27 protein-coding genes and 1 tRNA gene are annotated in these 26,163 nt (G+C 65.2%); 19 read left to right on the forward strand and 9 right to left on the reverse strand.

Annotation, left to right across the window (positions count from 1 at the left end):
- Positions 1–25 precede the first annotated feature (25 nt).
- The 7 genes from C507_RS0119250 to C507_RS0119280 all read left to right on the forward strand — a co-directional run bounded on the left by C507_RS0119250 (position 26) and on the right by C507_RS0119280 (position 6,556).
- Positions 26–718 (forward strand): Crp/Fnr family transcriptional regulator, encoded by a 693-nt coding sequence (locus C507_RS0119250; RefSeq protein WP_018701359.1) that lies wholly within the window; start codon positions 26–28, stop codon positions 716–718.
- 202 nt (positions 719–920) lie between these two features.
- Complete coding sequence (locus C507_RS0119255) at positions 921–1,130, forward strand: YgaP family membrane protein (protein WP_018701360.1); 210 nt, start codon at positions 921–923, stop codon at positions 1,128–1,130.
- Between the two features lie 2 nt (positions 1,131–1,132).
- Positions 1,133–1,564 (forward strand): YeeE/YedE family protein, encoded by a 432-nt coding sequence (locus tag C507_RS0119260; protein WP_018701361.1) that lies wholly within the window; start codon positions 1,133–1,135, stop codon positions 1,562–1,564.
- Between the two features lie 3 nt (positions 1,565–1,567).
- The gene (locus C507_RS0119265) at positions 1,568–2,002 is read left to right on the forward strand and encodes a DUF6691 family protein (RefSeq protein ID WP_018701362.1); all 435 of its coding nucleotides are present in this window, start codon (positions 1,568–1,570) and stop codon (positions 2,000–2,002) included.
- A 17-nt stretch (positions 2,003–2,019) separates the two neighbouring features.
- The gene (locus C507_RS0119270) at positions 2,020–2,907 is read left to right on the forward strand and encodes an MBL fold metallo-hydrolase (RefSeq protein ID WP_018701363.1); all 888 of its coding nucleotides are present in this window, start codon (positions 2,020–2,022) and stop codon (positions 2,905–2,907) included.
- 84 nt (positions 2,908–2,991) lie between these two features.
- Positions 2,992–4,674 (forward strand): bifunctional protein tyrosine phosphatase family protein/NAD(P)/FAD-dependent oxidoreductase, encoded by a 1,683-nt coding sequence (locus C507_RS0119275; protein WP_018701364.1) that lies wholly within the window; start codon positions 2,992–2,994, stop codon positions 4,672–4,674.
- A gap of 148 nt (positions 4,675–4,822) precedes the next feature.
- Positions 4,823–6,556 (forward strand): SulP family inorganic anion transporter, encoded by a 1,734-nt coding sequence (locus C507_RS0119280; RefSeq protein ID WP_018701365.1) that lies wholly within the window; start codon positions 4,823–4,825, stop codon positions 6,554–6,556.
- 139 nt (positions 6,557–6,695) lie between these two features.
- Here the strand turns inward: C507_RS0119280 and C507_RS22120 are convergent, their stop codons facing one another.
- On the reverse strand, positions 6,696–7,631 hold the full coding sequence (locus tag C507_RS22120; RefSeq protein WP_018701366.1) for a hypothetical protein: 936 nt from the start codon (positions 7,629–7,631) through the stop codon (positions 6,696–6,698).
- Positions 7,632–7,866: 235 nt separating this feature from the next.
- Complete coding sequence (locus tag C507_RS0119290; RefSeq protein WP_018701367.1) at positions 7,867–8,244, reverse strand: DUF805 domain-containing protein; 378 nt, start codon at positions 8,242–8,244, stop codon at positions 7,867–7,869.
- Positions 8,245–8,406: 162 nt separating this feature from the next.
- On the opposite strand from C507_RS0119290, the gene C507_RS0119295 reads away from it, so the two are divergent.
- Entirely contained in the window at positions 8,407–8,835 is a 429-nt protein-coding gene (locus C507_RS0119295; protein WP_018701368.1) for an EamA family transporter, read from the forward strand.
- A 16-nt stretch (positions 8,836–8,851) separates the two neighbouring features.
- On the opposite strand, the gene C507_RS0119300 is transcribed toward C507_RS0119295, so the two are convergent.
- Positions 8,852–9,055, reverse strand: a complete 204-nt coding sequence (locus C507_RS0119300; protein ID WP_156829397.1) for a hypothetical protein — start codon at positions 9,053–9,055, stop codon at positions 8,852–8,854.
- A 213-nt stretch (positions 9,056–9,268) separates the two neighbouring features.
- Between C507_RS0119300 and C507_RS22125 the strand changes: the two genes are divergently transcribed.
- On the forward strand, positions 9,269–9,592 hold the full coding sequence (locus tag C507_RS22125; protein ID WP_018701370.1) for a DUF2934 domain-containing protein: 324 nt from the start codon (positions 9,269–9,271) through the stop codon (positions 9,590–9,592).
- 54 nt (positions 9,593–9,646) lie between these two features.
- On the opposite strand, the gene cysN is transcribed toward C507_RS22125, so the two are convergent.
- Together cysN and cysD are read right to left on the reverse strand one after the other, a co-directional pair.
- Positions 9,647–11,545 (reverse strand): sulfate adenylyltransferase subunit CysN, encoded by a 1,899-nt coding sequence (gene cysN / locus C507_RS0119310; protein WP_018701371.1) that lies wholly within the window; start codon positions 11,543–11,545, stop codon positions 9,647–9,649.
- Positions 11,545–12,453, reverse strand: coding sequence for a sulfate adenylyltransferase subunit CysD (gene cysD / locus C507_RS0119315; RefSeq protein ID WP_018701372.1), 909 nt, complete (start codon positions 12,451–12,453; stop codon positions 11,545–11,547). The genes cysN and cysD overlap by 1 nt, the downstream gene beginning before the upstream one ends.
- A gap of 215 nt (positions 12,454–12,668) precedes the next feature.
- On the opposite strand from cysD, the gene C507_RS0119320 reads away from it, so the two are divergent.
- The 3 genes from C507_RS0119320 to C507_RS0119330 all read left to right on the forward strand — a co-directional run bounded on the left by C507_RS0119320 (position 12,669) and on the right by C507_RS0119330 (position 15,262).
- Positions 12,669–13,736, forward strand: coding sequence for a DNA topoisomerase IB (locus tag C507_RS0119320; protein WP_018701373.1), 1,068 nt, complete (start codon positions 12,669–12,671; stop codon positions 13,734–13,736).
- An 80-nt stretch (positions 13,737–13,816) separates the two neighbouring features.
- Positions 13,817–14,665 carry an SDR family oxidoreductase gene (locus C507_RS0119325; protein ID WP_018701374.1) on the forward strand — a complete coding sequence of 283 codons (849 nt, stop codon included), beginning with the start codon at positions 13,817–13,819 and terminating at the stop codon, positions 14,663–14,665.
- Positions 14,666–14,833: 168 nt separating this feature from the next.
- Complete coding sequence (locus C507_RS0119330) at positions 14,834–15,262, forward strand: CBS domain-containing protein (protein ID WP_018701375.1); 429 nt, start codon at positions 14,834–14,836, stop codon at positions 15,260–15,262.
- Between the two features lie 128 nt (positions 15,263–15,390).
- Here the strand turns inward: C507_RS0119330 and C507_RS0119335 are convergent, their stop codons facing one another.
- Together C507_RS0119335 and C507_RS0119340 are read right to left on the reverse strand one after the other, a co-directional pair.
- Positions 15,391–16,626, reverse strand: a complete 1,236-nt coding sequence (locus tag C507_RS0119335; RefSeq protein ID WP_018701376.1) for a cytochrome P450 — start codon at positions 16,624–16,626, stop codon at positions 15,391–15,393.
- 54 nt (positions 16,627–16,680) lie between these two features.
- Complete coding sequence (locus C507_RS0119340; RefSeq protein ID WP_018701377.1) at positions 16,681–17,211, reverse strand: superoxide dismutase family protein; 531 nt, start codon at positions 17,209–17,211, stop codon at positions 16,681–16,683.
- A gap of 523 nt (positions 17,212–17,734) precedes the next feature.
- Between C507_RS0119340 and C507_RS0119345 the strand changes: the two genes are divergently transcribed.
- The 6 genes from C507_RS0119345 (at position 17,735) to C507_RS0119370 (ending at position 22,806) form a co-directional block, all read left to right on the forward strand.
- Positions 17,735–18,199: a sigma-70 family RNA polymerase sigma factor gene (locus C507_RS0119345; RefSeq protein ID WP_051089820.1), complete on the forward strand. Its 465-nt coding sequence runs from the start codon at positions 17,735–17,737 to the stop codon at positions 18,197–18,199.
- Positions 18,200–18,518: 319 nt separating this feature from the next.
- Positions 18,519–18,896, forward strand: a complete 378-nt coding sequence (locus C507_RS0119350) for a carboxymuconolactone decarboxylase family protein (RefSeq protein WP_018701379.1) — start codon at positions 18,519–18,521, stop codon at positions 18,894–18,896.
- Between the two features lie 41 nt (positions 18,897–18,937).
- Complete coding sequence (locus tag C507_RS22130; RefSeq protein WP_018701380.1) at positions 18,938–19,888, forward strand: tripartite tricarboxylate transporter substrate binding protein; 951 nt, start codon at positions 18,938–18,940, stop codon at positions 19,886–19,888.
- 22 nt (positions 19,889–19,910) lie between these two features.
- A complete protein-coding gene (locus C507_RS22610) occupies positions 19,911–20,378 on the forward strand; it encodes a tripartite tricarboxylate transporter TctB family protein (RefSeq protein WP_018701381.1) in 468 nt (155 codons plus the stop codon).
- Positions 20,379–20,435: 57 nt separating this feature from the next.
- On the forward strand, positions 20,436–21,935 hold the full coding sequence (locus C507_RS0119365) for a tripartite tricarboxylate transporter permease (RefSeq protein WP_018701382.1): 1,500 nt from the start codon (positions 20,436–20,438) through the stop codon (positions 21,933–21,935).
- A 4-nt stretch (positions 21,936–21,939) separates the two neighbouring features.
- The gene (locus C507_RS0119370; protein WP_026319260.1) at positions 21,940–22,806 is read left to right on the forward strand and encodes an amidohydrolase family protein; all 867 of its coding nucleotides are present in this window, start codon (positions 21,940–21,942) and stop codon (positions 22,804–22,806) included.
- 175 nt (positions 22,807–22,981) lie between these two features.
- Here the strand turns inward: C507_RS0119370 and C507_RS22140 are convergent, their stop codons facing one another.
- Positions 22,982–23,698: a GntR family transcriptional regulator gene (locus C507_RS22140; protein ID WP_018701384.1), complete on the reverse strand. Its 717-nt coding sequence runs from the start codon at positions 23,696–23,698 to the stop codon at positions 22,982–22,984.
- Positions 23,699–24,131: 433 nt separating this feature from the next.
- Here C507_RS22140 and C507_RS0119380 point away from each other — a divergent pair.
- Positions 24,132–24,208 (forward strand) — tRNA-Arg (locus C507_RS0119380).
- Between the two features lie 205 nt (positions 24,209–24,413).
- Here the strand turns inward: C507_RS0119380 and C507_RS0119385 are convergent.
- Positions 24,414–26,135 carry a site-specific DNA-methyltransferase gene (locus tag C507_RS0119385; protein WP_018701385.1) on the reverse strand — a complete coding sequence of 574 codons (1,722 nt, stop codon included), beginning with the start codon at positions 26,133–26,135 and terminating at the stop codon, positions 24,414–24,416.
- Positions 26,136–26,163 lie beyond the last annotated feature (28 nt).

A 26,163-nucleotide genomic window follows, 5' to 3' on the forward strand; every position in this document is an offset into this window, starting at 1 on the left:
CGCCGATGTACCGCGGAGGAATGGAATGCAGCCCAAATCGAACCTAGCCGATGGCTCCTGGATCGACCATTTCACCGGGTTGAGCCGACTTCCGGAGGACATCCGCGCTGAGCTCGTCAGAGGCAGCCAGGTCGTCTACGTGCCGGCCGGCACGCAGATCTTCGAGCCGGGCCAGTCGGCCGACCGGCTGCTGCTGCTCCTCGACGGCACGGTGCGCGTGCAGCAGCGCTCTGAAACCGGTCGCGAGGTATTTCTCTACCGGGTCCACGCCGGTGAGAGTTGCGTGCTGACCACCGCGTCGATGCTTGCCTTCGAGGATTATTCGGCCGACGGCATCGCGGAGACCGACGTGACCGCCGTTGCCATTCCGCGCGCCACCTTCGACGAGCTGGTCGGCCGCTCAAAGGTCTTCCGGGAGTTTGTTTTCGCGGCCTATTCGCGCCGCATCACCGACCTGTTCACCCTGATCGACGACATCGTCTTCCAGCGCATGGACGTGCGGCTGGCAGCGCGGCTCATGGAGCTTGCCGACGAGAACGGTGTCGTCCACGCCACCCATGCCTTCCTGGGCACGGAGCTTGGCACGGCGCGGGAGGTCATCTCGCGGACTCTGTCCGAATTCCAGCGCCGTGGCTGGGTGCAGCAGTCGCGCGGCGAAGTCCGCATCCTGCGCCAGGCGGGCCTGGAAGAGCACGCGCGGGCTGCCGGCGAACGCTGAGGCGCTGCCGCGACGACGGCCGGCCTGTTCAACGCGTGACGGGACCTGCACGGCCAGCGCCGTAAGGACGAGCCGACTGGGAGCCGCGGCCGGGCTGCGCCGCCCGATCCGGTTCTCACTTGCGCTTTGTGACGAAGTCACCGAGGGATTGGCCTCGGGTGTGCGATGGAGGGGCAACCAAAGGTCCCTGATGGAGCACCCGATGACCAAGAACATGGGTTGGCTTGACCGCGCGGTGCGCCTGGTCGTCGCCGCCGTCCTCGTCCTCGCCGCCTTTTCCGGTGGGTTCGCCGCCACTGGCGCCGTTCATTGGCTGGCGCTCGCCGTCGCCGCGATCATGGTCCTGACGGCGCTCGTCGGGTCCTGTCCGCTTTACGGGCTGGTCGGCATCCGCACCTGTCGGAGCCGCTGACCATGGAAACCGCGTTCACTCCGCTCGCATCGCTGCTTGGCGGCATCCTCATCGGCTTCGCCTCCGTCGCCCTGATGGCCCTCGACGGCCGCATCATGGGTGCCACCGGCATCCTGTCCGGCGCGGTCTTCGATCGGCGCCCGGGCGACACCGGGTGGCGCGTTGCGCTGCTCCTCGGGATGGTCAGCGGCCCGCTCGTCGTACTTGCCGCCACTGGCAGCCTGCCGGCCGTCGAGGTGCCTGTCACCACCGCTGCGCTGGTGGTCGGCGGCCTCATCGTCGGCGTTGGCGTCACTCTTGGTTCCGGCTGCACGTCCGGCCACGGCGTCTGCGGGATGGCGCGGCTGTCGCTGCGCTCCATCGTCGCCACGCTCACCTTCATGGTGGCGACCTTCATCACCGTCTTCGTTGTGCGCCACGTGGTGGGAGGCTGAGAGATGCGGCTTGTCCTGATCTATCTCGTTGGCCTCGTCTTCGGCGTCGGCATCTCGATCTCGGGCATGGCGAACCCGGCCAAGGTCCTGAATTTCTTCGACATTGCCGGCACCTGGGATCCGTCCCTGATCTTTGTCATGGGCGGCGCCGTCGTCGTGGCGTTCATTGGCTACCGGGTCGTGTTTCGGCGTGCCGCGCCCGTCTTCGCCGCCGACTTCTCGCTGCCGAGCGCCCGGTCCGTCGATCTGCGCCTGGTCGGCGGCTCCGCCGTGTTCGGCATCGGCTGGGGCATCGCGGGTTTCTGCCCGGGCGGCGCGCTGCCCGCGCTCGGCACCGGCAACCCGGCGGCCTTCATCTTCGTCGCGGCGCTGCTGGCGGGGATGGGCCTCGCCCGCATCCTGGCGCGTGCAACCGCCGTGCGCCAACGCACGGCCTGAAACCCAAGGAGGAAATCATGAGCGGTTTTCAGATCGACACGTCGGTTCGGCCCGAGGTGAAGGGCTTCTTCGATCCGGCCACCAACACCATCAGCTACGTGGTCAAGGATCCGGGCTCCAACGCCTGCGCCATCGTCGATTCCGTCATGGACATCGACTACGCCGCTGGCCGCATCACCTACGACCACGCCGACGAGATCATCGACTGGGTGACCTCCCATGATCTCAATGTCGAGTGGCTGATCGAAACCCATGTCCACGCGGACCACCTGTCGGCGGCCCCCTACATCCAGGACCGGCTCGGCGGCAAGATCGGGATCGGTCGCAACATCACGGTGGTTCAGGACACCTTCGGCAAGGTGTTCAACGAGGGCACCGAGTTCCAGCGCGATGGCTCGCAGTTCGACCGGCTGTTCGACGACGGCGACACCTACAGCGTCGGCGGCATGACATGCCTTGCCATCCACACGCCCGGCCACACCCCGGCCTGCATGACGCACGTGATGGGAGACGCCGCCTTCGTGGGCGACACGCTGTTCATGCCGGACGGCGGATCCGCCCGGGCCGACTTTCCCGGCGGCGATGCCGGCGTGCTCTACGATTCCATCCAGAAGGTGCTCAGCCTGCCGGACGAGACGCGGCTGTTCATGTGCCACGACTACGGGCCGAACGGGCGCGACATCCAGTGGGAGACCACCGTCGGCGAGGAGAAGGCCCACAACATCCACGTCGGTGGCGGCAAGACGAAGGAAGAATTCGTCAGGTTCCGCACCGAGCGCGACGCCCAGCTCGCCATGCCGAAACTGATCATCCCGTCGCTGCAGGTGAACATGCGAGGCGGCGAGCTGCCGCCGGCCGACGAAGATGGCAAGCGCTTCCTCAAGGTGCCTCTGAACGGGCTCTGAGCCCATGTCGGGGCGGGCGGTCGACCAGCGTCGGGCCGCCCGCGCCGCAACAAACCGAGAAGACCAGCCTTCCAGGAGGATTCCATGGATATCCGGACCATCGATGACACGCTCTCCGTCGGCCCGCAGATCGGAGTAGCCGACCTCGCCGAGATCCGGCGGCAGGGCTACCGGTCCGTCATCTGCAACCGTCCCGATGCGGAAAGCGCCGACCAGCCCGGCCACGCCGAGATCCAGACCATGGCGGAGGACGTGGGGCTGGAGTTCCGCTACCTGCCGGTTACGGCCGGCAAGGTGACAGACGCGGACGCCGATGCCTTCGCCGCGGCGCTGCGCGACCTGCCAGGACCTGTCTTTGCCTATTGCCGCACCGGCACGCGGTCGGCGACGCTCTGGTCCCTAGCCCAGGCGGAAAGTCGCCCGCTGCCGGAGATCCTCGGCAAGACCAAGGCCGCCGGCTACGACATGAACGGCGTCGCTCGCCGCATCACGAATGCTGGTCGCACTCCGACCAACATGGGGGATGTCCATCATCAGGTGGTCGTCATCGGTGGCGGCGCCGGGGGTATCTCGGTGGCTGCCAGTCTCAAAGCGCGCATGCCGGGCCTCGACGTGGCCATCATCGATCCGGCCGACATCCACTATTATCAGCCGGGCTGGACCATGGTCGGCGGCGGCATCTTCGAGGCCAGCGACACCGCCAAGACCATGGGCAGCCTGATCCCGCGCGGCGTGCACTGGATCAAGGCGGCCGTCGCGGCTTTCGAACCGGAGAACGACGCGGTCGTGCTCGATGGCTGCCGGGTGGTGAAATATGACCGGCTGGTCGTATGCCCCGGGCTCAAGCTCGACTGGGGCGCCGTCGAGGGGCTGGAAGAGACGCTCGGCCGCAACGGCGTCACCTCCAACTACCGCTACGACCTGGCGCCCTACACCTGGAAGCTGGTCTCCGAGATGAGCCGGGGCAGGGCGCTGTTCACCCAGCCGCCGATGCCGATCAAATGTGCCGGAGCGCCTCAGAAGGCGCTCTATCTGTCGGGCGACGCCTGGCGCCGCCGTGGCGTGCTGAAGGACATCGACATTCAGTTCATGAACGCCGGCGGCGTGCTCTTCGGCGTCAAGGACTATGTCCCGGCGCTGATGGAATATGTGAAGAAATACGATGCCACGCTGAACTTCTTCCATAATCTCGTGGCCATCGACGGGTCGGCGAAGACGGCCACCTTCAAGGTGGCCGAACCTGAGAAGGAGCCGCGCGAGGTCGCCGTCGAGTTCGACATAATCCACGTCTGCCCGCCGCAGACCGCGCCGGACTTCATCCGCGTGTCGCCGCTGGCCGATACGGCCGGCTGGGTCGACGTCGACCAGGCAACGCTGCGTCACAAGCGCTTCGACAATATCTGGTCGCTCGGCGACGTCATGAACGCGCCCAACGCCAAGACCGCAGCGGCAGCGCGCAAGCAGGCGCCGACGGTTGCGGAAAACATCGTCGCCGACATCGGCGGCCATTCGCCGGTGGCCCAGTATGACGGCTACGGCTCGTGCCCGCTGACCGTGGAGCGCGGCAAGATCGTGCTCGCCGAGTTCGGCTACGGCGGTGCTCTCAAGCCATCCTTTCCGTCTTGGCTGATCGACGGCACGAAGCCGACCCGGGCCGCATGGCTCCTGAAGGAGCGCATCCTCCCGCCGGTTTACTGGAAGGCGATGCTCCGGGGCCGCGAATGGATGGCGAAGCCCGAGAAGGTCACGGCGCGGTCCACCGACTGATCGCGGGCGGGGCCGGCTCCGACGCGCTGGCCCCGGACCGCGTGCTTGCGAACGGGCTGTCCCGGCTGCGCCATCGTTCTGATGCCGGAGCCGGCCAGCCGGCGGAGCCGCATTGCGCGCGGCGCCCGTCTCATTTGAAGGCAGATCCATGCAGCGCCTTGCCCGCTTCGTCCCGGTTCTCGACTGGGGCCGCCGCTACGACCGCAACGCCCTGTCCAATGACCTGATTGCGGCGCTGATCGTGACGATCATGCTGATCCCGCAATCGCTTGCCTATGCGCTTTTGGCCGGCCTGCCGCCGGAAGCGGGCATCTACGCCTCCATCGTGCCGATCCTGCTCTACTCGATCTTCGGGACCAGTCGCGCGCTCGCCGTCGGTCCGGTGGCCGTCGTCTCGCTGATGACCGCAATGGCGATCGGCCAGGTGGCGGAGCAGGGGACGGCGGGCTACGCGGTGGCGGCGCTGACGCTGGCTCTCCTGTCGGGCGGCTTTCTGCTGCTCCTCGGCATCTTCCGGCTGGGCATCCTCGCCAATTTCCTCAGCCATCCGGTAATCGCCGGGTTCATCACCGCGTCCGGCATCCTCATCGCCACCAGCCAGCTTGGCCACATCCTCGGGATCAGGGCCGGCGGCTTTACCCTGGTCGAGATGGTTGAGGCGCTCGTGGTCCAGCTGGGCTCGATCAACCCGGTCACGCTGGTCATCGGCGTGCTGGCCACCGGCTTTCTCTTCTGGGTGCGCAAAGGGCTGAAGCCGCTGCTGCGGCGGATCGGCGTCGGTCCCCGCCTTGCCGACATCGCCACCAAGGCCGGTCCCGTCGCGGCGGTGGTGGTCACCACACTCGCCGCCTGGGGGCTCGGCCTGGCGGACCGTGGCGTCGCCATCGTCGGCGAGGTGCCCCAGAGCCTGCCACCCTTCACCATGCCCGGCCTGACGATGGATCTGATTTCCGAGCTGGTGCTGCCCGCGGTGCTCATCTCCATCATCGGATTCATGGAAAGCGTCTCCGTCGCCCAGACACTGGCCGCCAAGAAACGCCAGCGCATCAATCCCGACCAGGAGCTCATCGGCCTCGGCGCCGCCAATCTCGGCGCGGCCTTCACAGGCGGCTACCCGGTGACGGGCGGCTTCGCCCGCTCCGTGGTCAACTTCGATGCCGGCGCCGAGACGCCGGCCGCCGGCGCCTACACCGCCGTGGGGCTGGCGGTTGCCTCCTTGGCGCTTACGCCACTGGTCTACTTTCTGCCCAAGGCGACGCTCGCCGCCACCATCATCGTGGCCGTTCTGAGCCTCGTCGATTTCTCCATCCTGAAGAAGACGTGGCGCTACTCGCGAGCCGATTTCGCTGCCGTTGCCGCCACCATCGTGCTGACGCTCGGGGCCGGCGTCGAGGTGGGCGTCGCCGCCGGCGTGCTGCTCTCCGTCGCGCTGCATCTCTCCAAGACGGCGCGCCCCCACGTCGCCGAAGTGGGGCTTGTGCCGGGCACCCAGCACTTCCGCAACATCAAGCGCTACACCGTCGAGACCGATCCGAAGGTGCTGACATTGCGCGTCGATGAAAGCCTCTATTTCGTCAACGTTCGCTTCCTGGAGGACCTCGTCCAGGACCGGGTGACCGAGGGGAGCGGCATTCGCGACGTCATCTTGATGTTCTCTGCGGTCAACGAGGTGGATTTCTCCGCCGTTGAGACGCTCGAGGCGGTCAACCACAGGCTCAAGGACCTCGGGGTGGGGTTGCATCTCAGCGAGGTAAAGGGACCGGTCATGGATCGGTTGAAGACCGCGCATTTCCTGCAGGACCTGAATGGCCGGGTGTTTCTGTCCCAGTACGATGCTTGGACGGCCCTGACCGGTCCGTCGCCCTTCAAGGCCGCGGGATAGTCGCATCCGAAAAGGTGTGGCCCCCAGAACGCAAGACGGCCGAGCAGCATCGCCGCCCGGCCGTCGCCTTATCGTTTGATCCGCGGGGACCGCTTCCCCTCAGAGCGGGCTCCGCGACAATCACCTCGTGCTTGACGGACTAGCGCAGCTCGTTGGCGAGCATGCAGAGATCCTGCAGCGACCGCGGATTGCGGTTCGGGTTCTCCAGCACGGAGGCGCACTGGGCCATCAGAGCTTCTTTCCGATCCGGCGCCATGGCCGCGAGCCGATTGCCGAGCGTCGCGGTGGTGAGGGTGCCCGTGCTCGCCGCGCGCGACACCGTTGCCGACGTGTCCGGCACATCCGTTGGGGCGGTGTTGGTGGAAAAGCTCGTGTTGCCGCCACCGAAGAGGCCGGACAGGAAGCCGCCACCTTGGCCGCCACCCTGGCCGCCACCAGCGCCCGCGACGCCTTCGCCGCCGGAGCCGCCACCTGGCGTGCCGCCGCCGGTTCCTGGGCTCCCTCCGCCGGCGCCGCCAACAGAAGCGGACGCCGAAGCGCCCGAACCGCCGACCGAGGCCCCCACACCGGCACCGGTTCCGCCCGAACCACCCACCGAGGCAGTGCCCGTCGCTCCGATACCCGACGACCCGCCGACCGACGCTCCGGCGCCCGCATTCACGCCCGAGCCCACCGAGGCGCCGACCCCGGCGTTCACGCCCTGGCTGCCACCAACACTGGCTCCAAGGCCGGCTGTCGCAGCGTTGGAGCCACCGACTGTCGCGTCTGTTCCGGCGTTGACTCCGTTGGTGCCACCGACCGACGCGGCAGCACCAACTCCGAGACCGGACGATGACGTGCTGCCGAGCCCGGCACCGGCATTGACGCCGTTGGATCCGCCCACGCTGGCTCCCAGGCCGACGCCGCGGTTGCTGACGCCCAGTCCGACACCGACGCCGGCCGCCCCGACACCGACAGCCTCATTGTTTGCGCCGATGCCCTGAGCCGCCGCGGGAAGACTTGTGAAGGCGAAGCAAGAAAGCGCCGAAACCGCGGCGAGTGAGGCGAGTGTGGTCCCATTCTTGATCTTCCACATGATCTCCTCCTTAGGTTCATGCGAGTCGAGAAGCCCACCACTTCCGACTATCCGAGATCATCTGGCGCAATGACTTTATCAGTCAAATGGAATTAGAATAATTATTTGGTATTATGCTTGTATTGCGCATCAAACAACTTTGTTTGATGCAAAACGGCTTCGCCTGATGAGATCAGGCGAAGCCGGAACCGGAGCGTCGTGGCAGGCTGATGGATGTCTGGAGCGGGCTGGCCGCTCAGGCCATCGCGTTGCGCGGATCGGGACCGTAGTCATTCGGCCCCTCGTCTCCGCGCTGAACATGGAAGATCAGGATCACGATCATTCCGATGAGCGGCACGAGCAGGATGAGGTACCACCAGGCGGTTCGACCGACATCGTGCAGGCGTCGGAAACCGGCAGCGAGGGAGGGCAGCAGATGGACAAGGCTAACGAGGCTCGAGACCGGATCGTAATAGGAGCCATCGGTCCACCCGAATCCGAGCATCCCATCGATGAGGCCGGCGATGATCAGAAGGATGATGTAGGCGAGGATGTACAGCCAGTAGTCCTTGCGCGCGATACGACCGCTGAAGGTCACGTAGTTGCGCATTACCCCGAGATAGCTGTCGATCATCTGCCTCTTCCCCCGCTCGCCACGCCCCCCGCAGATCCGCAGACAGTCTAGCATGACCGGCGGCGGTGGAAAGATCGACGATTGCAGGGTGTTGGACAAGGCGGGTGTGTCAGGCGCAACTCGGACATGCTTCGCGGCGAGACCGCAACACGGGAGAAGCACATGACAGCGCTGTTTTCATTCTGGCCGGTCTGGGCCGTCTTCGCGGCGCTCACCGCGATCTTCGCCAAGATCGGCGTCCAATCCGTCGGCTCGGACTTTGCCACCTTCCTTCGGACCCTGGTCATCGTCCCCGCGCTGGCGCTGCTTCTGACCGTCACCGGCGGCTGGCAGAGCCTGCAGTCGGTCGCGCCGCGCTCGGCCGTCTTCCTCGTCCTGTCCGGGCTCGCGACGGGCGCGTCGTGGCTGTGTTATTTCCGCGCGTTGAAGCTCGGGGACGCGGCGCGCGTCGCTCCCGTCGACAAGCTGTCGGTGGTCATGGTGGCTGTGTTTGGCGTTGCCTTCCTCGGCGAGCGACTGTCGACCATCAACTGGATCGGTGTCTGTCTCATCGCCGCCGGGGCCATTCTCGTCGCTTACAGGCCTCTCTGAACGGTTCTAAGCGTGGTCACATCGCTTTCAGGGCTGCGCCTCCGAATTCGGTAATGGTCGCGCATCGCTTTTCATCGAACTGAACGAACTGCTTGCGCTCCAGTCCGCTAAGCACGTTGGCGACGATGTTCCGGTCCATGTCCTGAAGGTCGCTGGCGATCGTTTCTGCGGCGAGATACTCGCCGTGGTCGGTGTGCAGGCGCGCCATCGCGTCGAGCACTGCGAATTCCTGTTGGGAAAGCCTCATCGGACGAACTCCTGTCCACTCGGCATCGGGCCCCGGCCGGTTTTTGGGCTTGGCTCATGCTGTGCGGGAAACGGTCGCGCGGGGCCCCGCGTTCCGTCCGGTCGCGGGAACATTGAGTCGTGGAATGCCGTTTCCTGCTTTGATTCCGCCGGCGAGCGGAAGCGGATCCGAACAGGGAGCGATCAGATGGCCGATGTCAGCCGTTTGCCGGAACAGCGCGTACGCGAGAAGGCTTACCAGATCTGGGTAGAGGAAGGGCGGCCGGAAGGCCGAGAGCTCGATCACTGGGAGCGTGCGAGCGAGCTCGTCGCAATCGAGCAGGACAATGATGCGACCCTCGTGCCACGCGAAACGGGCGTGGGTGACGATGTGGAGCCGCCCGAGGCTCTGGAAAATCTCGGCGAATTCCCGGAACTGGTCGACCAGGGAACGGGCGAGACCGCGCCCTCGCGTGATCGGGCCGAGGCCACAGCAACGGACAAGCCAGCAAAGCCCGCCCGCAAGCGCTGACGGAAGCCCGGGCCCGCTCTTCGGGCCCGGCTGACCGTCTCTCCTGGTAACCGGTCAGGCGTAACGGCGGGTGGCGAGAAGTCGAATGACCTCGTCGGCGAGTTCGTCCGGCGAGCGATTGCCCGCGTCCAGCCGCAGTTCCGGATTGTCCGGCGCTTCGTACGGACTGTCGATGCCGGTGAAGTTGGCGATCTGACCGGCGCGGGCCTTCCGGTACAGCCCCTTTGGATCGCGAGCCTCCGCTACAGCCAGCGGGGTGTCCACGTGTACTTCAAGGAATTCGCCATCCTCAACGAGGTCACGGGCCAGCTGCCGTTCCTCCCTGAACGGCGAGATGAACGACACCAGCACGATCAATCCGGCATCGACGAAGAGCTTGGCCGTCTCCGCCACGCGCCGGATGTTCTCCACCCGGTCGGCCTCGGTGAAACCCAGGTCGCGATTGAGCCCGTGCCGGACATTGTCGCCGTCCAGCAGGTAGGTGTGCCGGCCGGCCGCCGCGAGCTTCTTTTCCACCAGGTTGGCGATCGTCGATTTGCCGGCCCCCGACAGGCCCGTGAACCAGATGACGGCGGGCTTCTGACCTTTCAACGCGGCCCGCGCAGCCTTGTCGATATCCAGGGCCTGAAGATGGATATTGGCCGCCCGGCGCAGCGCAAACCGGATCATCCCCGCGCCCACCGTCTGGTTTGTCAGCCGGTCGACCAGGATGAACGCACCCGTTTCCGGATTGTCCGCGTAGGCGTCGAACGCGATGGGTTCCGACAGCGAGAGATTGACGGTGCCGACCTCGTTGAGCGTCAGCGTCTTCGCCGCCAGGTGCTCGAACGTGTCGACGTCGATGCGGTGTTTCAGCTCGGTGATCGAAGCCGTCACCGTCTTCGTGCCGCACTTGAAGAGATACGGGCGGCCGGGCATCAGGTCGTGCCCGTCCTGCATCCAGATCAGATCGGCGGCGAATTGGTCCGCGACTTCCGGGCGCTCGCCGGCCCTGGCAAGGATATCGCCCCGCGACACGTCGATCTCGTCTTCGAGTGTCAGCGTCACCGCCTGTCCGGCATGGGCCGCGGGGAGGGTGCCATCATGCGTGACGATTGCCTTGACCCTCGAGGTCTGTCCGGAGCCTGCAACGACGACCTCGTCGCCCGGCCGGATGGTCCCGGAGGCCACCGTGCCGGAGAAGCCGCGAAAGTCCAGGTTCGGCCGGTTTACCCACTGCACCGCCATCCGGAAGGGCTTCGCCTCCCGCTCGTCGGCGATTTCGACGCTTTCGAGATGCTCCTTGAGCGTCGGGCCGGAATACCAGCGCATGGCCGCGGACCGGGACATGACGTTGTCGCCATGGCGCGCCGAAATCGGGATCGGCTGCAGCGTTTCGAAGCCGAGGCCTTCGGCAAAGGCGCGGTAGTCGGCAACGATCCGGAAGAAAGCCGCGTCAGAATGGCCGACGAGGTCCATCTTGTTCACCGCCAGCACTACGTGGCGGATACCCAGAAGTGACGCGATGAAGGAGTGACGGCGGGTCTGCGGCAGGATGCCGTGGCGCGCGTCGACCAGGATTACCGCCAGGTCGGCGGTGGAGGCGCCGGTTGCCATGTTGCGGGTGTACTGAACATGGCCCGGCGTGTCGGCGACAATGAAGCTGCGCGCCTCGGTGGCGAAGAACCGGTAGGCGACATCAATGGTGATGCCCTGTTCGCGCTCTGCCTCCAATCCATCCACCAGCAGTGCGAAGTCGATGTCGTCGCCGGCCGTGCCGTGCTTGCGGCTGTCGCGGGCGAGTGCCGCAAGCTGATCCTCCAGGATCAGCTTCGAATCGTAAAGCAGCCGACCGATCAGGGTGGATTTGCCGTCGTCCACCGAGCCGCACGTCAGGAAGCGCAGCAGGCTCTTGGAGGCATGGTTCTCAAGCGTGTCGGCGGCGATGGCCGCGTCGAGAGCAGTGCTGGTCATCAGAAATAGCCCTCGCGCTTCTTCTTTTCCATCGAGGCCGTCTCGTCGCTGTCGATCAGCCGACCGGACCGCTCGGAGGTGCGGGCGATCAGCATTTCACCGACGATTGCTTCGAGCGTCGTGGCCTCGCTTTCGATGGCGCCGGTAAGCGGATAGCAGCCAAGGGTGCGGAAACGGACCAGCCGCTGCTCGGGCGTCTCGCCGGGCGCCAGCGGCAGCCGCTCGTCGTCGACCATCACCAGCGTGCCGTCGCGCTCCACGACGGGGCGGCGAGCGGCAAAGTAGAGCGGGACGATCGGGATGTTTTCCGCCCGGATGTACTGCCAGATATCCAGTTCGGTCCAGTTGGAGAGCGGAAACACCCGGATCGATTCTCCCTTGCGGATCCGCGTGTTGTAGAGATTCCAGAGTTCCGGCCGCTGGTTCTTGGGGTCCCAGCCGTGGCTTTCGTTGCGAAACGAGAAGACGCGCTCCTTGGCCCGGCTCTTCTCCTCGTCGCGACGCGCGCCGCCGAAGGCGGCATCGAAACCGTGCGCCGACAGCGCCTGCTTAAGCGCCTCGGTCTTCATCACATGGGTGTAGTGCGAAGCGCCGTGGTCGAACGGATTGATGCCCTCCGCCAGCCCGTCCGGGTTGGTGTGCACGATGAGATCCAGCCCGAGCCGTTTGGCCGTTGCGTCCCGGAAGGCGACCATCTCGCGGAACTTCCAGGTCGTATCGACGTGCAGCAGTGGGAAGGGCGGCTTCGACGGATAGAACGCCTTCATCGCCAGGTGCAGCATCACCGAGGAGTCCTTGCCGATCGAATAGAGCATGACCGGGTTGGCGAACTCCGCAGCCACCTCGCGCATGATGCGAATGGCATCGGCTTCGAGCTTCTGGAGGTGGGAAAGGCGCTGAAACGACATCGGTGTGGCTCGTGGCTCGACGGAACGACGCGACGGGTGCGTCGGTCGGGGCACAGTAGGAGCGGGCGTCAGTCCTCTCAAGAAACGCGCTGCTCACGGTTGGCCGCGCAGCGGGAATGAAATCCCGTTCCGCTTTGGCTCTGCAGAAAGCCGCCGCGGGAACGTTTCTCCCGCGATCGGTGTTGGAGATGCTGTCCAGCCGATCGGAACCTTCGATGAAATCGCAGATCGAAACCACCGACCTTGTGCCGCCTCCACCCGAGGAGTTCGCCCGGGCCGCAGAGCTCGTCTACATGAGCGACGATGTCCCCGGGATCACCCGGCGCCGTTCCGGTCGTGGCTTTTCCTATCGTGATGCCGAGGGTGTGCTTGTGCGCGACCGCGTTACCCTCGCGCGCATCCGTGGCCTCGCCGTTCCGCCGGCCTACGTGGATGTCTGGATCTGTCCCCTCGACACCGGCCACATCCAGGCCACCGGGCGCGATGCCCGCGGGCGCAAGCAGTATCGCTACCATCCGCGCTGGGTCGAGGTGCGCGACAAGGCCAAATATGACGGCCTCGTGGCCTTTGGCTCAGCCCTACCGGCCATGCGGGAGCGGGTGGATGCCGACATGCGCCGACGCACTCTCGACCGCAACAAGGTGCTCGCCTCCATCGTCTGGCTCCTGGAGCACACGTTCGTGCGCATCGGCAACACGGCCTACGCCCGCGAAAACCGCAGCTATGGGCTGACCACGCTGCGCAGGCGCCACCTGAAGGAAAAGTCCTCCGCGCTGCGGCTGAAATTTACCGGCAAGTCCGGCAAGGCCTGGAGCCTGAGGCTCACCGACCGGCGGATCCGCCGTGTGGTCAAGGCTTGCCACGAATTGTCCGGCCAGCACCTGTTCCAGTATCTGGACGACGGCGAGCCGAGGCCCGTCGCCTCCCAGGACGTCAACGCCTACATCCGTGAGATTTCCGGCGCCGAGTTCACCTCCAAGCACTTTCGGACCTGGGCCGGCACAGTATTGGCCGCCACGCGGCTCGCTGGTGAGGAGCCGCCGACCAGCAAGACCGATGCGGCGCGCAAGATCAATGCCGCTCTCGACGAGGTCTCGCGCACCCTCGGCAACACCCGCGCCGTTTGCCGGCGATGCTACGTCCATCCGCTGGTTTTCGAGCGGTTCGTCGACGCGAGCCTCGCAGCCAGGCTTGCAGCGACAGGTACCGTTGATGCCGACAGCGGCCTGGAAGAGGACGAGCAGCGCGTTCTCGCCTGGCTGCGGGACGAGCGCGCAGGCTAGCGGCGAGACCCGAGATGCTGGAACAATCCGTGCCGCATGCGGTTCTGCCGCTCAGAGCGCTAATCTCCAGGGAGCCCGCCATGAGCGATCGAAAGCCCGCCCAGACACAGGACCGCCAGCCGGGTCTCGAGGACAAGATGCGCCCCGAACCCGATACCGCCCCGCGCCATCCGGGCGCCGGCAGACTGGACGGTAAGGTTGCGCTGATCACCGGCGGAGACAGCGGCATCGGCAAGGCCGTAGCGATCGCCTTCGCCCGTGAAGGAGCCGATGTCGCCATTGCCTATCTCGATGAGCACCAGGATGCCGAGGCGACCGTGCAGGCGGTTCTGGACGAGGGGCGCCGCTGCATTGCCTATGCCGGCGATGTCGGTCAGGTGGAGCATTGTCACGAGGTGGTGGGACGGGTGATGGAGGCCTTCGGCCGTCTCGACATTCTGGTGAACAATGCCGGCGAGCAGCACGAGGTCGAAGACCTGGCGGAGCTGTCTCCGGAGCAGCTGGAACGGACCTTTCGCACCAACGTCTATTCGTTCTTCTTCATGACGAAGGCGGCGCTGCCGCATCTCGGGCGGGGAAGTGCCATCATCAATTCCACGTCGGTGACCGCCTACAAGGGCCACGAGACGCTGATCGACTACTCGGCCACCAAGGGCGCGATCGTGGCCTTCACCCGAACCATGTCGAACGTGCTTGTCGAACGCGGCATCCGCGTAAACGCCGTCGCGCCGGGACCCATATGGACGCCGCTGATCCCCGCCTCCTTCGATGCGGACCATGTCGCGCATCATGGCGAAAGTTCCCCGATGGGGCGCGTCGGTCAGCCGAACGAGGTTGCGCCCAGCTATGTTTTCCTGGCCTCCGACGACGCGTCCTACATGTCGGGACAGGTTCTCCATCCCAACGGCGGCATGGTCGTGGGATCCTGATCCACCCGACGATATGGCCGATCCGGGCGCGTTCTGCGTGGCGAATTGGGGCGAGAAAAAGAGGATTTCGCGATTTGTATGAAATCGGGACCGACGGCCCGGCCGGTGTGGAACGCGCGGCCGTGTGTGACGTTGGCCGGGCATCCCGACAGCATAAGGAGGGACGTCATGAAGATTTCTGAGATCATGAACCAGAGTTGCTCGGTGGCGAGCACCAATGAGACCATTGAAACCGTCGCCCGCCGTATGGTGGACGAAGACCTCGGCTTCTTGCCGGTGAGCCAGCAGGACAAGTTGGTCGGATCTATCACCGATCGCGACATCGTCTCGCGGGTCGTGGCTGAAGGCCGGGGGCTCAGCTGCACTGTGGCCGACATCATGACCCAGGACGTGAAATACTGCTTCGAAGAGGACGACGTTGAACAGGTGATGGCCAATATGGCGAACAACGGCGTGCGGCGCATGCCCGTGGTCAACAGCGAAAAGCGTCTTGTCGGTGTGGTTAGCGTTATGGACGCGGCCAGCGCAGGTCGCGATCAGGCGGCAAGCCATGCTCTCGGCGCGCTCGGCGCGGAAAAGCCGAGCCAGGCTGCCTGACCCTCACACCGGACAGTGGCTCAAGTCACAATTCGCCTCCAGAGAGCCGACCGCCGACGGCGGCCGGCTTTTCTCGTATTCGGTTCAGTCCACATATCCGGAATTCAGCCGGGTGAGCTGGGTGGGGCTCAGGCGGGTCTGAAGACCACGCCGCTCGACGGGCGCGTGGGTATCGTCGTGAGGTCAATGTCGAGCGCTTGTGACGGAGCGTGCCATCCGGCGGCGGCAATTGCCTCCGACGCATCCTTAATCAGTTCGAGCGTCACACGTTCACCGGGACAGCGGTGTCCGGTTTCGACATAGCCGCCGCCTTGTGGCACGAAGCAGTACGGGTCGTCGCTCCAGACCCGGAACCGGTCGGGATCGAAGCGCTCCGGCTCTGTCCACAATTCCGGGTCGTGGTTGGTGCCGTAGAGATCGAACAACACCCAACTTCCCTTTGGGATGACATGGCCCTGCCAGGCCAGATCGTGCCGGGCCCTTCCACCTATCGCGGGGAAGAACGGATAGAGGCGCCTGACCTCCTGGGCGAACGCTTCGCATCCCGCCGTGTCTCCGGCAGTGAGCCGCTCGCGCATGCCCTTGTTCGTGACCAGCGCGTGTGCGGCGAACACGATGAAACGTTCCACGGCAACGATGGGCCGCACCACGTTCAATAGCTCCACGGCCGCTTCGTCCAGGGTGAGGGGAGCGCCATCGACATCGTGGTGTCGCGCGATTAGGGCGAGGGGACTGCCGGGGGGAGCGTTCGTTGCACCTGCGCGCTCTGCGGTGACAGTGTCCGCAGCCCACGCTTCCGCGCGGCGCCGTTTCCTGCGTGCCTGCCAGTGGCGCGGGCCGACACTTCCGGCATTCTCGATCATCGCGGACAACTGTTCGGTGAGCGACGCGGTATCGTAGCGCTCCTTCGGAATGCCGGCGAAGTCGCAGGCGGTTTCCGTGAGGAGCGGCTGGATCGCCTCGGCGAGCACGATCTGCTCACGGTTAGACCAGTCGGCCATATGCAGTCGCCATCGCGCAGCGAAGGCGGACCGGAGCCTCTCGATCTGCTCAGGCTGCATCATCTTCAGAAACATCGCCTTGCGCAGCCGGTGGGCCCCGCCGTCCAGTGTCTGGACACTGCCCTTGTCCTGCAGAAGGCGCACGGCCGTGCTCGGCATGGCGCCGTTGCGAGTGAAGGCATCGCGCTCGTAAAAAACGCGGGCCGCTTCCGCACCGCCCATGAAAAGCGCGTCGCGGAGCATGATGCGGCTGCGAAAGAGGTCGCTGCCGAGGGCCTGTCGTCGCCGCAGAATCATCGGATAGCCCTCCTTGAGGAGGGCCCCCGACAGGTCAAACTCTTGGGCGTGCGGGATCGGTGTCATGATCGCAGACGCGGCCGGGCGGACCGGCCGCGCTCTCTATCGAGACCGGAGAGCCTACGTACTTGCGCCGATCACGGCACAGGCGATGCGGCTGCCGGCATCGCCGGAAGGCTGGCTCTGGTAGTCATCCTGACCATCGTGGATCACGATCGCACGGCCCTCGATGGCGGTTTCGCCCGCGCCGAGGGTCACGGCCGTGTTCAGCACCTGGGTGCGCAGCGTGCCGTCGGCCTCGACGTGCTGGTTCGGCATGTCGCCCGCGTGCGGGCCGTCCCCGGCCAGGAAGCCGTGCGCGGCGCCGGTGGGATTGAAATGGCCGCCGGCGGACTTGAAGCCGCTGGCCGGATCGCATTCGCCGGTCTCGTGGATGTGGAAGGCGACCCAGCTGTCGGCGGGAAGGCCGGAGATCTCTGCGTCGATCAGGACGCCGCCGCCTGACACGGGGCTCAGGTGTGCCGTTCCGATATCGGTGCCGTCGACGCCCACGAACGATGCTGTGATCGTCTCCTTGGGGGCGTCATTCTGCGCCAAGGCGGGGGCAGCGAGAGCGAGCCCGGCGAGGGTTGCGAGCACTTTCGCTTTCATCATCACACTCCTTTATGCCCCCCGCCACGCAACCGCTTTTTGAGGCCTTTGTTCCGCATCTGTCGTGAAAGAAGAGCTCGACCCCATTGCTGCAAGGCGCAGCAACGTCGGGCGTCGTCAGGCGAATGGTGTCAGCCTGACGGAAGCGCTGTCGACGTCGGCCTTCCGGAATCTTGGGAACTTGTTCCGGGAAATCGTCGGGCGCATGCGGAAGAAGCGGGTGCGGCGCAATTCTGCAGTTATTTGGCGAATTTATATTTCGTATAGGGGTATGAAAACAGATTTATGGGCAACTTAACAAATGATATTTCAGTAATTACTAATTGTTTTCTGAATTTCCGGCAAAGAAGGCGGAACTTTTGCTTCCGGGCGGCATTAACGGTTGTGTGATCATGCCAGGGAGGAGCGTATGACCGGTTTCCAATCGAGTTCCCCAGCTCCGGAAGCGGTTGTCGCGTTCTCCGTAGATCCAGCGACAGTGCATCTGGATCGTGACATCGTCGAGCTAATCCCGGCGCTCCGCATGTTCGCGCGGACCTTCTGCAAGAATGATTTCGATGCTGACGATCTGGTGCAGGAGACGCTGTCGAAAGCGATTGCCAACATCGCCAAATTTCAGCCCGGTACGAACCTCAAGGCGTGGATGTTCACCATCATGCGCAACGCCTTTTATACCTCGGCCAAGCTTCGCAAACGCGAGCAGCCGGGCTCGGAGGAGTGTGTGTCCGACAACCGCTGGGTGGGCCAGACCCAGGACTGGGCCGTGCAGGGCGGTGAGGTGCGCGCGTCGCTCGATGCGCTTCCACGGGACCAGCGCGAGATCTTGGTCCTGATCGGGATCTTGGGGGTTTCCTACGAGGAGGCAGCGGACATGACCGGGTGCGCGATCGGAACGGTCAAGAGTCGGCTGAACCGCGCCCGGCGCCGGATGCTCGCGCTGTTGGAGACAGAGACGGTGTCGGAACTCTTCGAAACGTCGGTGCACTGAACCGCCTTTCCGTCCACCCGCCCGGCAGGCGGACCGGAGAAGGCACCCGTCCGGGATATCGAGAGCGCGGCCTTGGTCGCGCTTTTTTGATTCTGGGGGCATGGGCGTCACAGCGAACTTGTGGACGCGGAGGAGTTATCATCGATAATTCCAGCTCAAATCAATTCGTGAGAAGGCTGGAGTCCGCTGGTAAGCGCCATTTGTTGCAGTGCATCACTTGTCGAGTTTCCAGATTATCGATTATTCATTGACTCGCCTGTGGGAGCTCTGCGAAGGTTTGACGAAACCAGAACAGCTTCTCAGGAAACGGACCCGAGACGTGCAGCTAGACGAGCACAAAGCCTACTATCGCGAGATGATCGGCCTGGTGCCGCCCAAGGTGGCCAAGCGGCTGGAGTTTCACGCCGCGGTCGATCCGGAGGGGCTCGAGGAGATCGAGGCCATTCGCAAGAGCTTCCTGGAATCGAAGCATCTCGATGCGAAGACCGTTCAGCTCCTTGCCTACGTCATCCTGCTGACCCAGACCTCTGCCGCCGCCGAGTTCCACGCCCGGGCCGCCATCAAGGCCGGTGCGACGCGGGAAGAGCTGTTCGACGCGTCGAAGGTTGCATTCCTGTTCCGCGGCCTTTCGGCCATCAATCACGCGGGCGAGGTGCTGGAAAAGATCTACGGCCCGCAAGAAGCCGACAAGGCCTGAGACCCGCACCGCGGGCTCGTTCAACGACAACGGAGGACACCATGCTCAAGCGTTCGTTCATTCTCGCGGCTGCGGTCGCGCTTACTGCCGGCGCGGCCCAGGCCGCCGATTATCCCGAGAAGGGTCTCACTTTCGTCGTGCCGTTCCCGCCCGGCGGTGCCAGCAACTTCATCGGCCGCGCGGTCGCTACCGAGATGGAAGCCGATCTCGGCCAGGACATCACGGTGATCAACAAGGCCGGTGCGGCTGGAACCGTCGGTGGCGCCGAGATCGCGCGCGCCGAGCCGGACGGCTACACGATCGGCATCCTCACCTCCACGCCGCTCCTGATGAAGCCGCACACGGCGGAGCTGCCTTACGACCTCTCCAGCTTCGACATCGTCTGCCGCGCCTTCGACAATCCGCTGATCCTGACGGTCAACGCCAAGTCCGAGATCGAGACGTTCGAGGACCTCGTCGCCAAGGCCAAGGAGCGGCAGGGCGCGGTGAAGTACTACACCGAGGGTCCGGGCTCGCTGCAGGACATCGCCATGAGCGATCTGGAGCAGAAGGTCGGCTACAAGGCCATCGGCGTGCCGATGAAGGGTCACCAGGCTGCCGTGCAGAACCTTCTCTCCGGCGTCATCGACGTCGCTCCGCTCACTGCCGAGGCGGTGCTGGGCAACCCGGATCTCCTGCGTCCCATCGCCATCATGTCCCAGGAGCGTGTCGAGCAGCCTGATGTGCCGACCATCAAGGAACTCGGCTACGACGACGTGACCTACTCGCTCACCGGGGCCATCGTCGCGCCGAAGGGCCTCGACAGCGCGGTCTACGACCGGCTCGTCGCCTCCTGCGCCGCGGCTCAGAAGTCGGCCGGCTTCACCGAGACGATGACCAAGTTCTCCATGCCGAAGGTGTCGGAGACGGGCGAGGCGTCGGCCAAGTCGATTGCCAAGCAGTACGAGGCGATCGGCTCCTACATCGACCAGAACGGTCTCGGCGCGAAGTAGGGCGGGCATTCGGACCGGATTTATGTCCAAGGGCCTCAAGACCCTGCTGGCTGGCGCAGCGCTCCTCCTCGTCTGGGGAGCGCTCGCTGCCTATACCGCGCAGATGTCGCTGCCGTCTCTCGGCGGCGGCATCGCCTATGACCCGCTGTTCGTTCCTCAGCTCCTGATCGGTGCCGGCATTGTCCTGGCCATCATCCTGATGGTGCAGGGCATCCGGCCGCTGCTCGCCGGCATCCGCATTGCCGACGAGGAGCCGCAGAAAACCGGCCGTATCCTGTTCGTCATCGTGGCTGTCGGTCTCTACTTTGCCGCCATGCCCGTGCTCGGTTTTCCGCTCTCCAGCGCCGTCTTCCTGCTCGTCTTCGCCTTCGCCCTCGGCTACCGAAAGCCGGTGGGACTGGTGGCGACGGCGATCCTCGGTCCGCTGGTGATCTGGTACGTGTTCACCGCCGGACTGGAAGCCCCGCTTCCGGCCTGGCCGTCCTTCTAGCGGCCCCCGGTCCGGCCTCGCGGCCGGCCTCCTGGCCCGCTCCTTTCGGATCGTCCGATGGAATTCCTCGTCTCCGCCGCGGACATGATCTTCACCCTTCCGGCGGTGCTCGCCATCGTCGGCGGCACGCTGCTGGGCGTTGCGATCGGTGTGCTTCCCGGGCTCGGACCCGCCGTTGGCGTGTCTCTGGCGCTGCCGCTCACGCTTGGGCTCGACCAGGTGCCGGCAATCGCCATGCTGCTCGGCATCTATGCCGGATCGATCTATGGCGGCTCCGTCACGGCCATCCTGATCAACACGCCGGGGACGCCGGCGTCGGCGGCGAGCTGCCTCGACGGCTATCCGATGACCCTGAGGGGCGAGGCGGGAAGGGCGCTCGGCATCGCCGCTGTCGCCTCCGTCTTCGGCGGCCTCTTCTCCGTCGCGATCCTGGCAATGTTCGCGCCGCGGCTCGCCGCCTGGGCGCTGAATTTCGGTCCGGCCGAAATGCTGGCCCTGGCCGTCTTCGCGCTCACCTGCATCGCCGCCGTCTCACAGGGCTCGATGATCAAGGGGCTGATGGGTGGCGTCATCGGCCTGTTCATTTCCGTCATCGGCCAGGACACCTTCACCGGCCAGGTGCGCTACGATTTCGGTATCTTCGAACTCTCCGCCGGCCTGTCGCTGGTCCCTGTCCTGGTCGGCCTGTTCGCGCTGTCGGAAGTCTTCACCCGGCTCGGTGGCGGCTACGGCGCCATCACGACGGCCACCGCCGCCGGCTTCAAGATGCCATCCTTCGGCGAGTTCCGGAGGCTCACGCCCACCTTCCTCAAGGGCGGGGTGATCGGCACGATTCTCGGCATCCTGCCTGGTATCGGCCCGACGGCGGCGTCCTTCGTCAGCTACGCCGAGGCGCGGCGCGCCTCCAAGCAGCCGGAGACCTTCGGCAAGGGCAGCCCGCAGGGCCTGTCGGCCAGCGAAAGCGCCAACAACGCCGTCACCGGCGCCGCCCTGGTGCCGACGCTGGCGCTGGGCGTGCCGGGCGACCCGATCACCGCCATCCTGCTGGGCGCGCTGGTCATCAAGGACATCGTGCCGGGGCCGCGCCTGTTCCTGCAGCACGCGGACACCGTCGCGGCCCTCTACATCGTCTTGATCGTCATCAATCTGCTGATCCTGCCGATCGCCGCCGGCTTTTCCGGTGTCTGGCGGCGCATCCTGGCGCTGCCCGAGGCGCTGCTGATGGCCATGGTGGTGGTGCTGGTCACCGTCGGCATCTACACCCTCAACAACTCCGTCCTCGACCTGGTCACCACCTTCGTCGCCGGCGTCGTCGGCTATCTGCTGCGGCGCGCCGGCTTCCCGCTCGCCCCGATCATCATCGGTTTCGTTCTGGGCGGCATGGTGGAGGAAAATCTCCGCATGGGAATGATCGTCTTCGAGGGCGACTGGACGGAGTTCTTCACCCACCCGATCTCCGCCGTTCTCTTTGCCCTGTCGGTGATCCTGCTTGCCCGTCCGCTCTATTCCGGGCTCGGGCAGCGCCTTCTATCCGCCCGCAAGGCCAGCCGAGGCTGAACTCATGCGTCCGTGCCTTCCCCCCGATCCCGCTCCCCATCCACCCGCCATCCCGGCCCCCGCCGGCACCTGCGACACCCATTGCCACGTGATCGGGCCGGCGAGCCGCTACCCGTTTTCCGAGCCGCGCAGCTACACCCCGCCGGACGGGCCCGTAGAGGCCTATCTCGCCGTGCGCGAGACGCTCGGTATCGCCCGCTCGGTGATCGTTCAGCCCGGGGCCCACGGCTTCGACAACACCGTCACCACCGATGCCATTGCCACCATCGGCAACAGTGCCCGCGGCATCGCCGTCGTGCCGCCGGACATTTCCGACGAGGCCCTGCGCGATCTCGACGCGAAGGGCATCCGCGGCCTGCGCCTCTCCACGTTGCTCTCCGGCGGTGTCGGGACCGAGAACATCGCCCGCATGGCGGAGAAGGTCGCACCGCTCGGGTGGCATATCCTGCTGCATCTCAAGTCGGCCGACGAACTGCCCGACCTGGTGCCGATGATCCGCGATCTGCCCGTCGACGTGGTGCTGGACCACATGGCGCGGGTGACAGGTCCCGAGGGCGTCGACAGCGCCCCCTTCCGCGCGCTTCTCGACCTCCTGACGCAGACCGAAACCTGCTGGACCAAGGTCTGCAGCTGGTACCGGTTGAGCGGTAAGTGCGCCCCGTTCGACGACATGCGTCCCATGGCCGAAGCCGTCCTCGCGGCCCGGCCGGACCGGGTGCTGTGGGGGACGAACTGGCCGCATCCGCTTCTCTTCGGCGGCCCGGTGCCGAACGACGGCGACTTGATGGACCAGATCATGGCGTGGGCCGGCAGCGATGCCGTCCGCCAGGCAGTCCTTGTCGACAATCCGGCGCGTCTTTACGGGTTCTGACGCGCGCAGCGTCAGCCCCGTTCTCTGGTCCGCTCACACCAATTCGCTACGCTCATGGCTGCGCGGGCGCGGCCTCCGGCCGGCGGACGGTCGTCCGCTGGTGGGTGCCATCCGGCAAGGCCGCTCCCCGCCGCTCCACGACATCCCTGGCCGGGTGGGGGTTGCAAGACCGGTTCTAGTCCTCTGGCAGCCGGCCGGAGCGCTTGGCGGTGGCGTAGACCCGCTCGATATGACGCTCGAGCAACAGGGCGGCCATCGGCGCGTCGCGGTCGAGTGTCGCCTCGAGGATCCGCGCGTGGTCCTTCTGGATTTCCGGGTTGATGCGCCTTCCGTCGGAATAAAGCCGGCGATAGCGGTCGGCCTGGTCGAACAGGATGCCCTGGAAGCGGATCAGCCACTCCGAGCCGGAGCCGGAGATCAGCGCGGCGTGGAAGCGCCGGTGCTGGGTCTCCCAGGCGACGAAGGCGCCGTCGTCGCCGCGCGCGCGGCCTTCGTCGAGCGTCTCCAGCCGGTCATAGGTGTCGCGCAGCGAGGCCCGGAAATCGTCGTCGCCGCGCTCGATGGAGAGCGTCAGGCCCTGGGCCTCGATCAGCTTACGCTGGTCGGTGATGTCGCGCAGCCGGGCGAGCGACAGTGGCGGCACGCGAAAGCCGCGATTGTCTTCACCGATGACGAAGCCGTCGGCGGAGAGCCGCGCCAGCGCCTCGCGCAGCGGCGTCGGTCCGATCCCGTAGCGTTTCTGCAGGAACTGGATGGTGATGCGCTGGCCGGGCGTGAGCGCGTTGGCCAGCACGTCCTGGCGCAGCCGCCGATAGGCCTCCGCGGTCCGCGTCGCCGGCGCGCGGGACGTGAGGTCGTCTTCTGGGTCGCGGTCGGGCGCCGGGTCGGCCAAGGCAACAAGGTCCTGCAGGGGGTGCGCCGTCCGGGAATTCCGGGCAGCCTGCCGCAATGGCCACTGGCGGGCCGAAGGCGGCGGATCGATGCAAATCTAGACCATTTGTCGAGCGTGGGAAATTGTGGCGGACCGGATCCCGCTCCTGCCGGCGCGGGGGGGGGTGAGGGCAGGCCTCCCCTCGGGCACGGCTACAGGCTCCGCTGATCCGGCCGCCTTGTCCGCGGGGGGGCGTGGATCGGCGCGGACGCCGACAAACCGGGTTCGCGTCTGGCCGGGCTCACCTGACTGGCGTGGATGGGCGAGTAACCGCACAGTCACCAGTGACGAGCCGGGCCGCCACCGGCCACGAGCCGGGCCGACACCGGCAGGATGACTTTTTCGCGTTTCCCCTCTGGCCCGCGCCCGCACCATGCCGCTATATCGGACACGGGTCCTCGTAGCTCAGCAGGATAGAGCATCAGATTCCTAATCTGAGGGTCGCAGGTTCGAATCCTGCCGGGGACACCACTCTTCCAGCGTTTCCGAAGAACATCGCCGATCGACCGCGGATCCCGGCCGGACGGCCCCGTCTATCGCCGACCGGTTGCCTTTGCGGCGAGATCGCAGGTGTAGCGCGCAACTTCGGTTGGCAGCGGCGCGCAAGTTTGGTTGGCAGCAACTATCCAGGTTACGAGGGCCGTCTCGAAGCGCGTTCAAACGCCGCGCCGAAGGGTCAGGCCGACCGAGCTACGCGGCCAGGATTGAGATGACGCACAACACCGGGTTCTGATTTTTGACCTGCGATCGAGAAGGTAAGTTCGAGCTGCTCCGTGTCCTTCGATTTAGGTGCCGACTTATTGCGACGATCCTTATGGAAGGTTGAACCCTGGAGCTGGGGCGAATGCGGAAGGTCTGGTCGCTCGTTCTCAAACCACCCCTGAATGGATACGATCTGGAGCCGTTGCTTCCGGCCTTGCCCAGTTTCGGCATACCCCATGGATAACGCTTCAATCTCCATCTGTTTTGTCGGCCGATCGACGCAAATGAAGAGACCCATGTCCGCTCCTTCTCGTTCGAGCACCCGCGCAAACTCACGAACGGCGGCAACGCCGACTGTCTTCCCGCTCTTCACAGACATGAGCAGGCGACCGTGGCGGGAATGCCCCGGACCCAGAGGAAAGTAGAGTTCTCCATCGATGCCTTGGTCCGCGCCGCGCTTGATTTCCCGCACCGCATGGGGATTGAACAGGTAGTTGGCCCACCATTGAAACTGATATCGATCGCTTTTGGCCAGCGCCACGGCTTCCCGGTAGCTCGATGGAATGCCGTTCAGATCGTACTTCGCAGTACCCTTAAACGCGCGTTCGACGCGCTCCTCGATCACGCGAACAGCGTGATAAGCGACGTCGATACCAATCCAGCGGCGGCCGAGCTTCTGGGCAGCCTCGATCGTGGTCCCGCACCCACAAAACGGATCCAGAACCACCGCACCCTTGGGTGTCGAAGCTGACAGAATGCGCTCCAGAAGAACAATGGGCTTCTGCGTCGGATACCCCACCCGTTCTTTCGCGCTTTGATTGATGCGGTCGATATCAGTCCAGACGTCGCCGATCGTAACCATGCGGCGTTCGGGTTCAAACGGAGCCGCATCCAACCGACGCGGCCAACCTCCGTTCTTGGGCCAGTGGATCAGTCCTGCCGCATCGAGCTCCTCCATGCGTGCTACAGATTGGCCCCAATGTCGGCCGATGGCAGTTGGGTTGAATCCCCGCCACTCTCGACCGCTTTCGCCATCTTTTGTGACGCCCGGGCCGGTGAGCTCGTAGGTCTGGTACTTATGCCCGTCAGCCTTCTTAATCAGAGTGTGGGGGATTTTCTGGAGATCTCCGGGAACAAGTTGCGGTTCGAAGAACCGGCCTTTGCCAGCCTTATAGACGAGCAAGGTGTCGTGAAGCCGGGGCCACTTGCCCTTGGTGCTTCTGGAATTGGTCCGTTTCCAGATGATCTCAGCGTCGAAATTCGTTGGCCCGAAAATGCCGTCGAGAACGATCTTTAAGTAATGGGACGCTGTCGGGTCGCAGTGTAGATAAAGCGTTCCATCGTCCTTCAGAACTCGACGCAGTTCGTGCAGGCGCACGGCCATCATTACCAGGTAGGCCATCATGTCAGATCGCCCAAGCGCCTGCATCAGAGCGTTTATAATCGCGGCCGTGCCGCCACCGATCCGCATGATCAGGTCATCAAGTGCTTCTTCCGCTTCCGTGCCCCACCACCAGGTGTCTCGGAAGGCCTCCGCCTGCGCCGATGGTTTGTGCTCATCGGGTGTTGAGAAGAGAACGTTGTAGTTCACCTCTGAGTTAAACGGCGGATCGAGATAGATAAGATCCACCGACGCCGTCGGGATATGCCGTCGCAGAACCTCCAGGTTGTTTCCAAACCAAAGCTGATTTTGCATCGATCTCTCCAGCCACCTAAGCGGGATG

The organism is Amorphus coralli DSM 19760, from assembly GCF_000374525.1.
GTDB lineage: Bacteria > Pseudomonadota > Alphaproteobacteria > Rhizobiales > Amorphaceae > Amorphus > Amorphus coralli.

Bases quoted from the DNA above. Each gene is read 5' to 3' on its own strand.
- C507_RS0119370 (WP_026319260.1), top strand. From the start codon at position 21,940: ATGCGTCCGTGCCTTCCCCCCGATCCCGCTCCCCATCCACCCGCCATC.
- cysN (WP_018701371.1), bottom strand. From the start codon at position 11,545: ATGACCAGCACTGCTCTCGACGCGGCCATCGCCGCCGACACGCTTGAG.
- C507_RS0119330 (WP_018701375.1), top strand. From the start codon at position 14,834: ATGAAGATTTCTGAGATCATGAACCAGAGTTGCTCGGTGGCGAGCACC.
- C507_RS0119345 (WP_051089820.1), top strand. From the start codon at position 17,735: ATGTTCGCGCGGACCTTCTGCAAGAATGATTTCGATGCTGACGATCTG.
- C507_RS0119365 (WP_018701382.1), top strand. From the start codon at position 20,436: ATGGAATTCCTCGTCTCCGCCGCGGACATGATCTTCACCCTTCCGGCG.
- C507_RS0119275 (WP_018701364.1), top strand. From the start codon at position 2,992: ATGGATATCCGGACCATCGATGACACGCTCTCCGTCGGCCCGCAGATC.
- C507_RS0119255 (WP_018701360.1), top strand. From the start codon at position 921: ATGACCAAGAACATGGGTTGGCTTGACCGCGCGGTGCGCCTGGTCGTC.
- C507_RS0119265 (WP_018701362.1), top strand. From the start codon at position 1,568: ATGCGGCTTGTCCTGATCTATCTCGTTGGCCTCGTCTTCGGCGTCGGC.
- cysD (WP_018701372.1), bottom strand. From the start codon at position 12,453: ATGTCGTTTCAGCGCCTTTCCCACCTCCAGAAGCTCGAAGCCGATGCC.
- C507_RS0119260 (WP_018701361.1), top strand. From the start codon at position 1,133: ATGGAAACCGCGTTCACTCCGCTCGCATCGCTGCTTGGCGGCATCCTC.
- C507_RS22125 (WP_018701370.1), top strand. From the start codon at position 9,269: ATGGCCGATGTCAGCCGTTTGCCGGAACAGCGCGTACGCGAGAAGGCT.
- C507_RS22610 (WP_018701381.1), top strand. From the start codon at position 19,911: ATGTCCAAGGGCCTCAAGACCCTGCTGGCTGGCGCAGCGCTCCTCCTC.
- C507_RS0119320 (WP_018701373.1), top strand. From the start codon at position 12,669: ATGAAATCGCAGATCGAAACCACCGACCTTGTGCCGCCTCCACCCGAG.
- C507_RS0119385 (WP_018701385.1), bottom strand. From the start codon at position 26,135: ATGCAAAATCAGCTTTGGTTTGGAAACAACCTGGAGGTTCTGCGACGG.
- C507_RS22130 (WP_018701380.1), top strand. From the start codon at position 18,938: ATGCTCAAGCGTTCGTTCATTCTCGCGGCTGCGGTCGCGCTTACTGCC.
- C507_RS0119280 (WP_018701365.1), top strand. From the start codon at position 4,823: ATGCAGCGCCTTGCCCGCTTCGTCCCGGTTCTCGACTGGGGCCGCCGC.
- C507_RS22120 (WP_018701366.1), bottom strand. From the start codon at position 7,631: ATGTGGAAGATCAAGAATGGGACCACACTCGCCTCACTCGCCGCGGTT.
- C507_RS0119270 (WP_018701363.1), top strand. From the start codon at position 2,020: ATGAGCGGTTTTCAGATCGACACGTCGGTTCGGCCCGAGGTGAAGGGC.
- C507_RS0119295 (WP_018701368.1), top strand. From the start codon at position 8,407: ATGACAGCGCTGTTTTCATTCTGGCCGGTCTGGGCCGTCTTCGCGGCG.
- C507_RS0119335 (WP_018701376.1), bottom strand. From the start codon at position 16,626: ATGACACCGATCCCGCACGCCCAAGAGTTTGACCTGTCGGGGGCCCTC.
- C507_RS0119325 (WP_018701374.1), top strand. From the start codon at position 13,817: ATGAGCGATCGAAAGCCCGCCCAGACACAGGACCGCCAGCCGGGTCTC.
- C507_RS0119340 (WP_018701377.1), bottom strand. From the start codon at position 17,211: ATGAAAGCGAAAGTGCTCGCAACCCTCGCCGGGCTCGCTCTCGCTGCC.
- C507_RS0119250 (WP_018701359.1), top strand. From the start codon at position 26: ATGCAGCCCAAATCGAACCTAGCCGATGGCTCCTGGATCGACCATTTC.
- C507_RS0119290 (WP_018701367.1), bottom strand. From the start codon at position 8,244: ATGATCGACAGCTATCTCGGGGTAATGCGCAACTACGTGACCTTCAGC.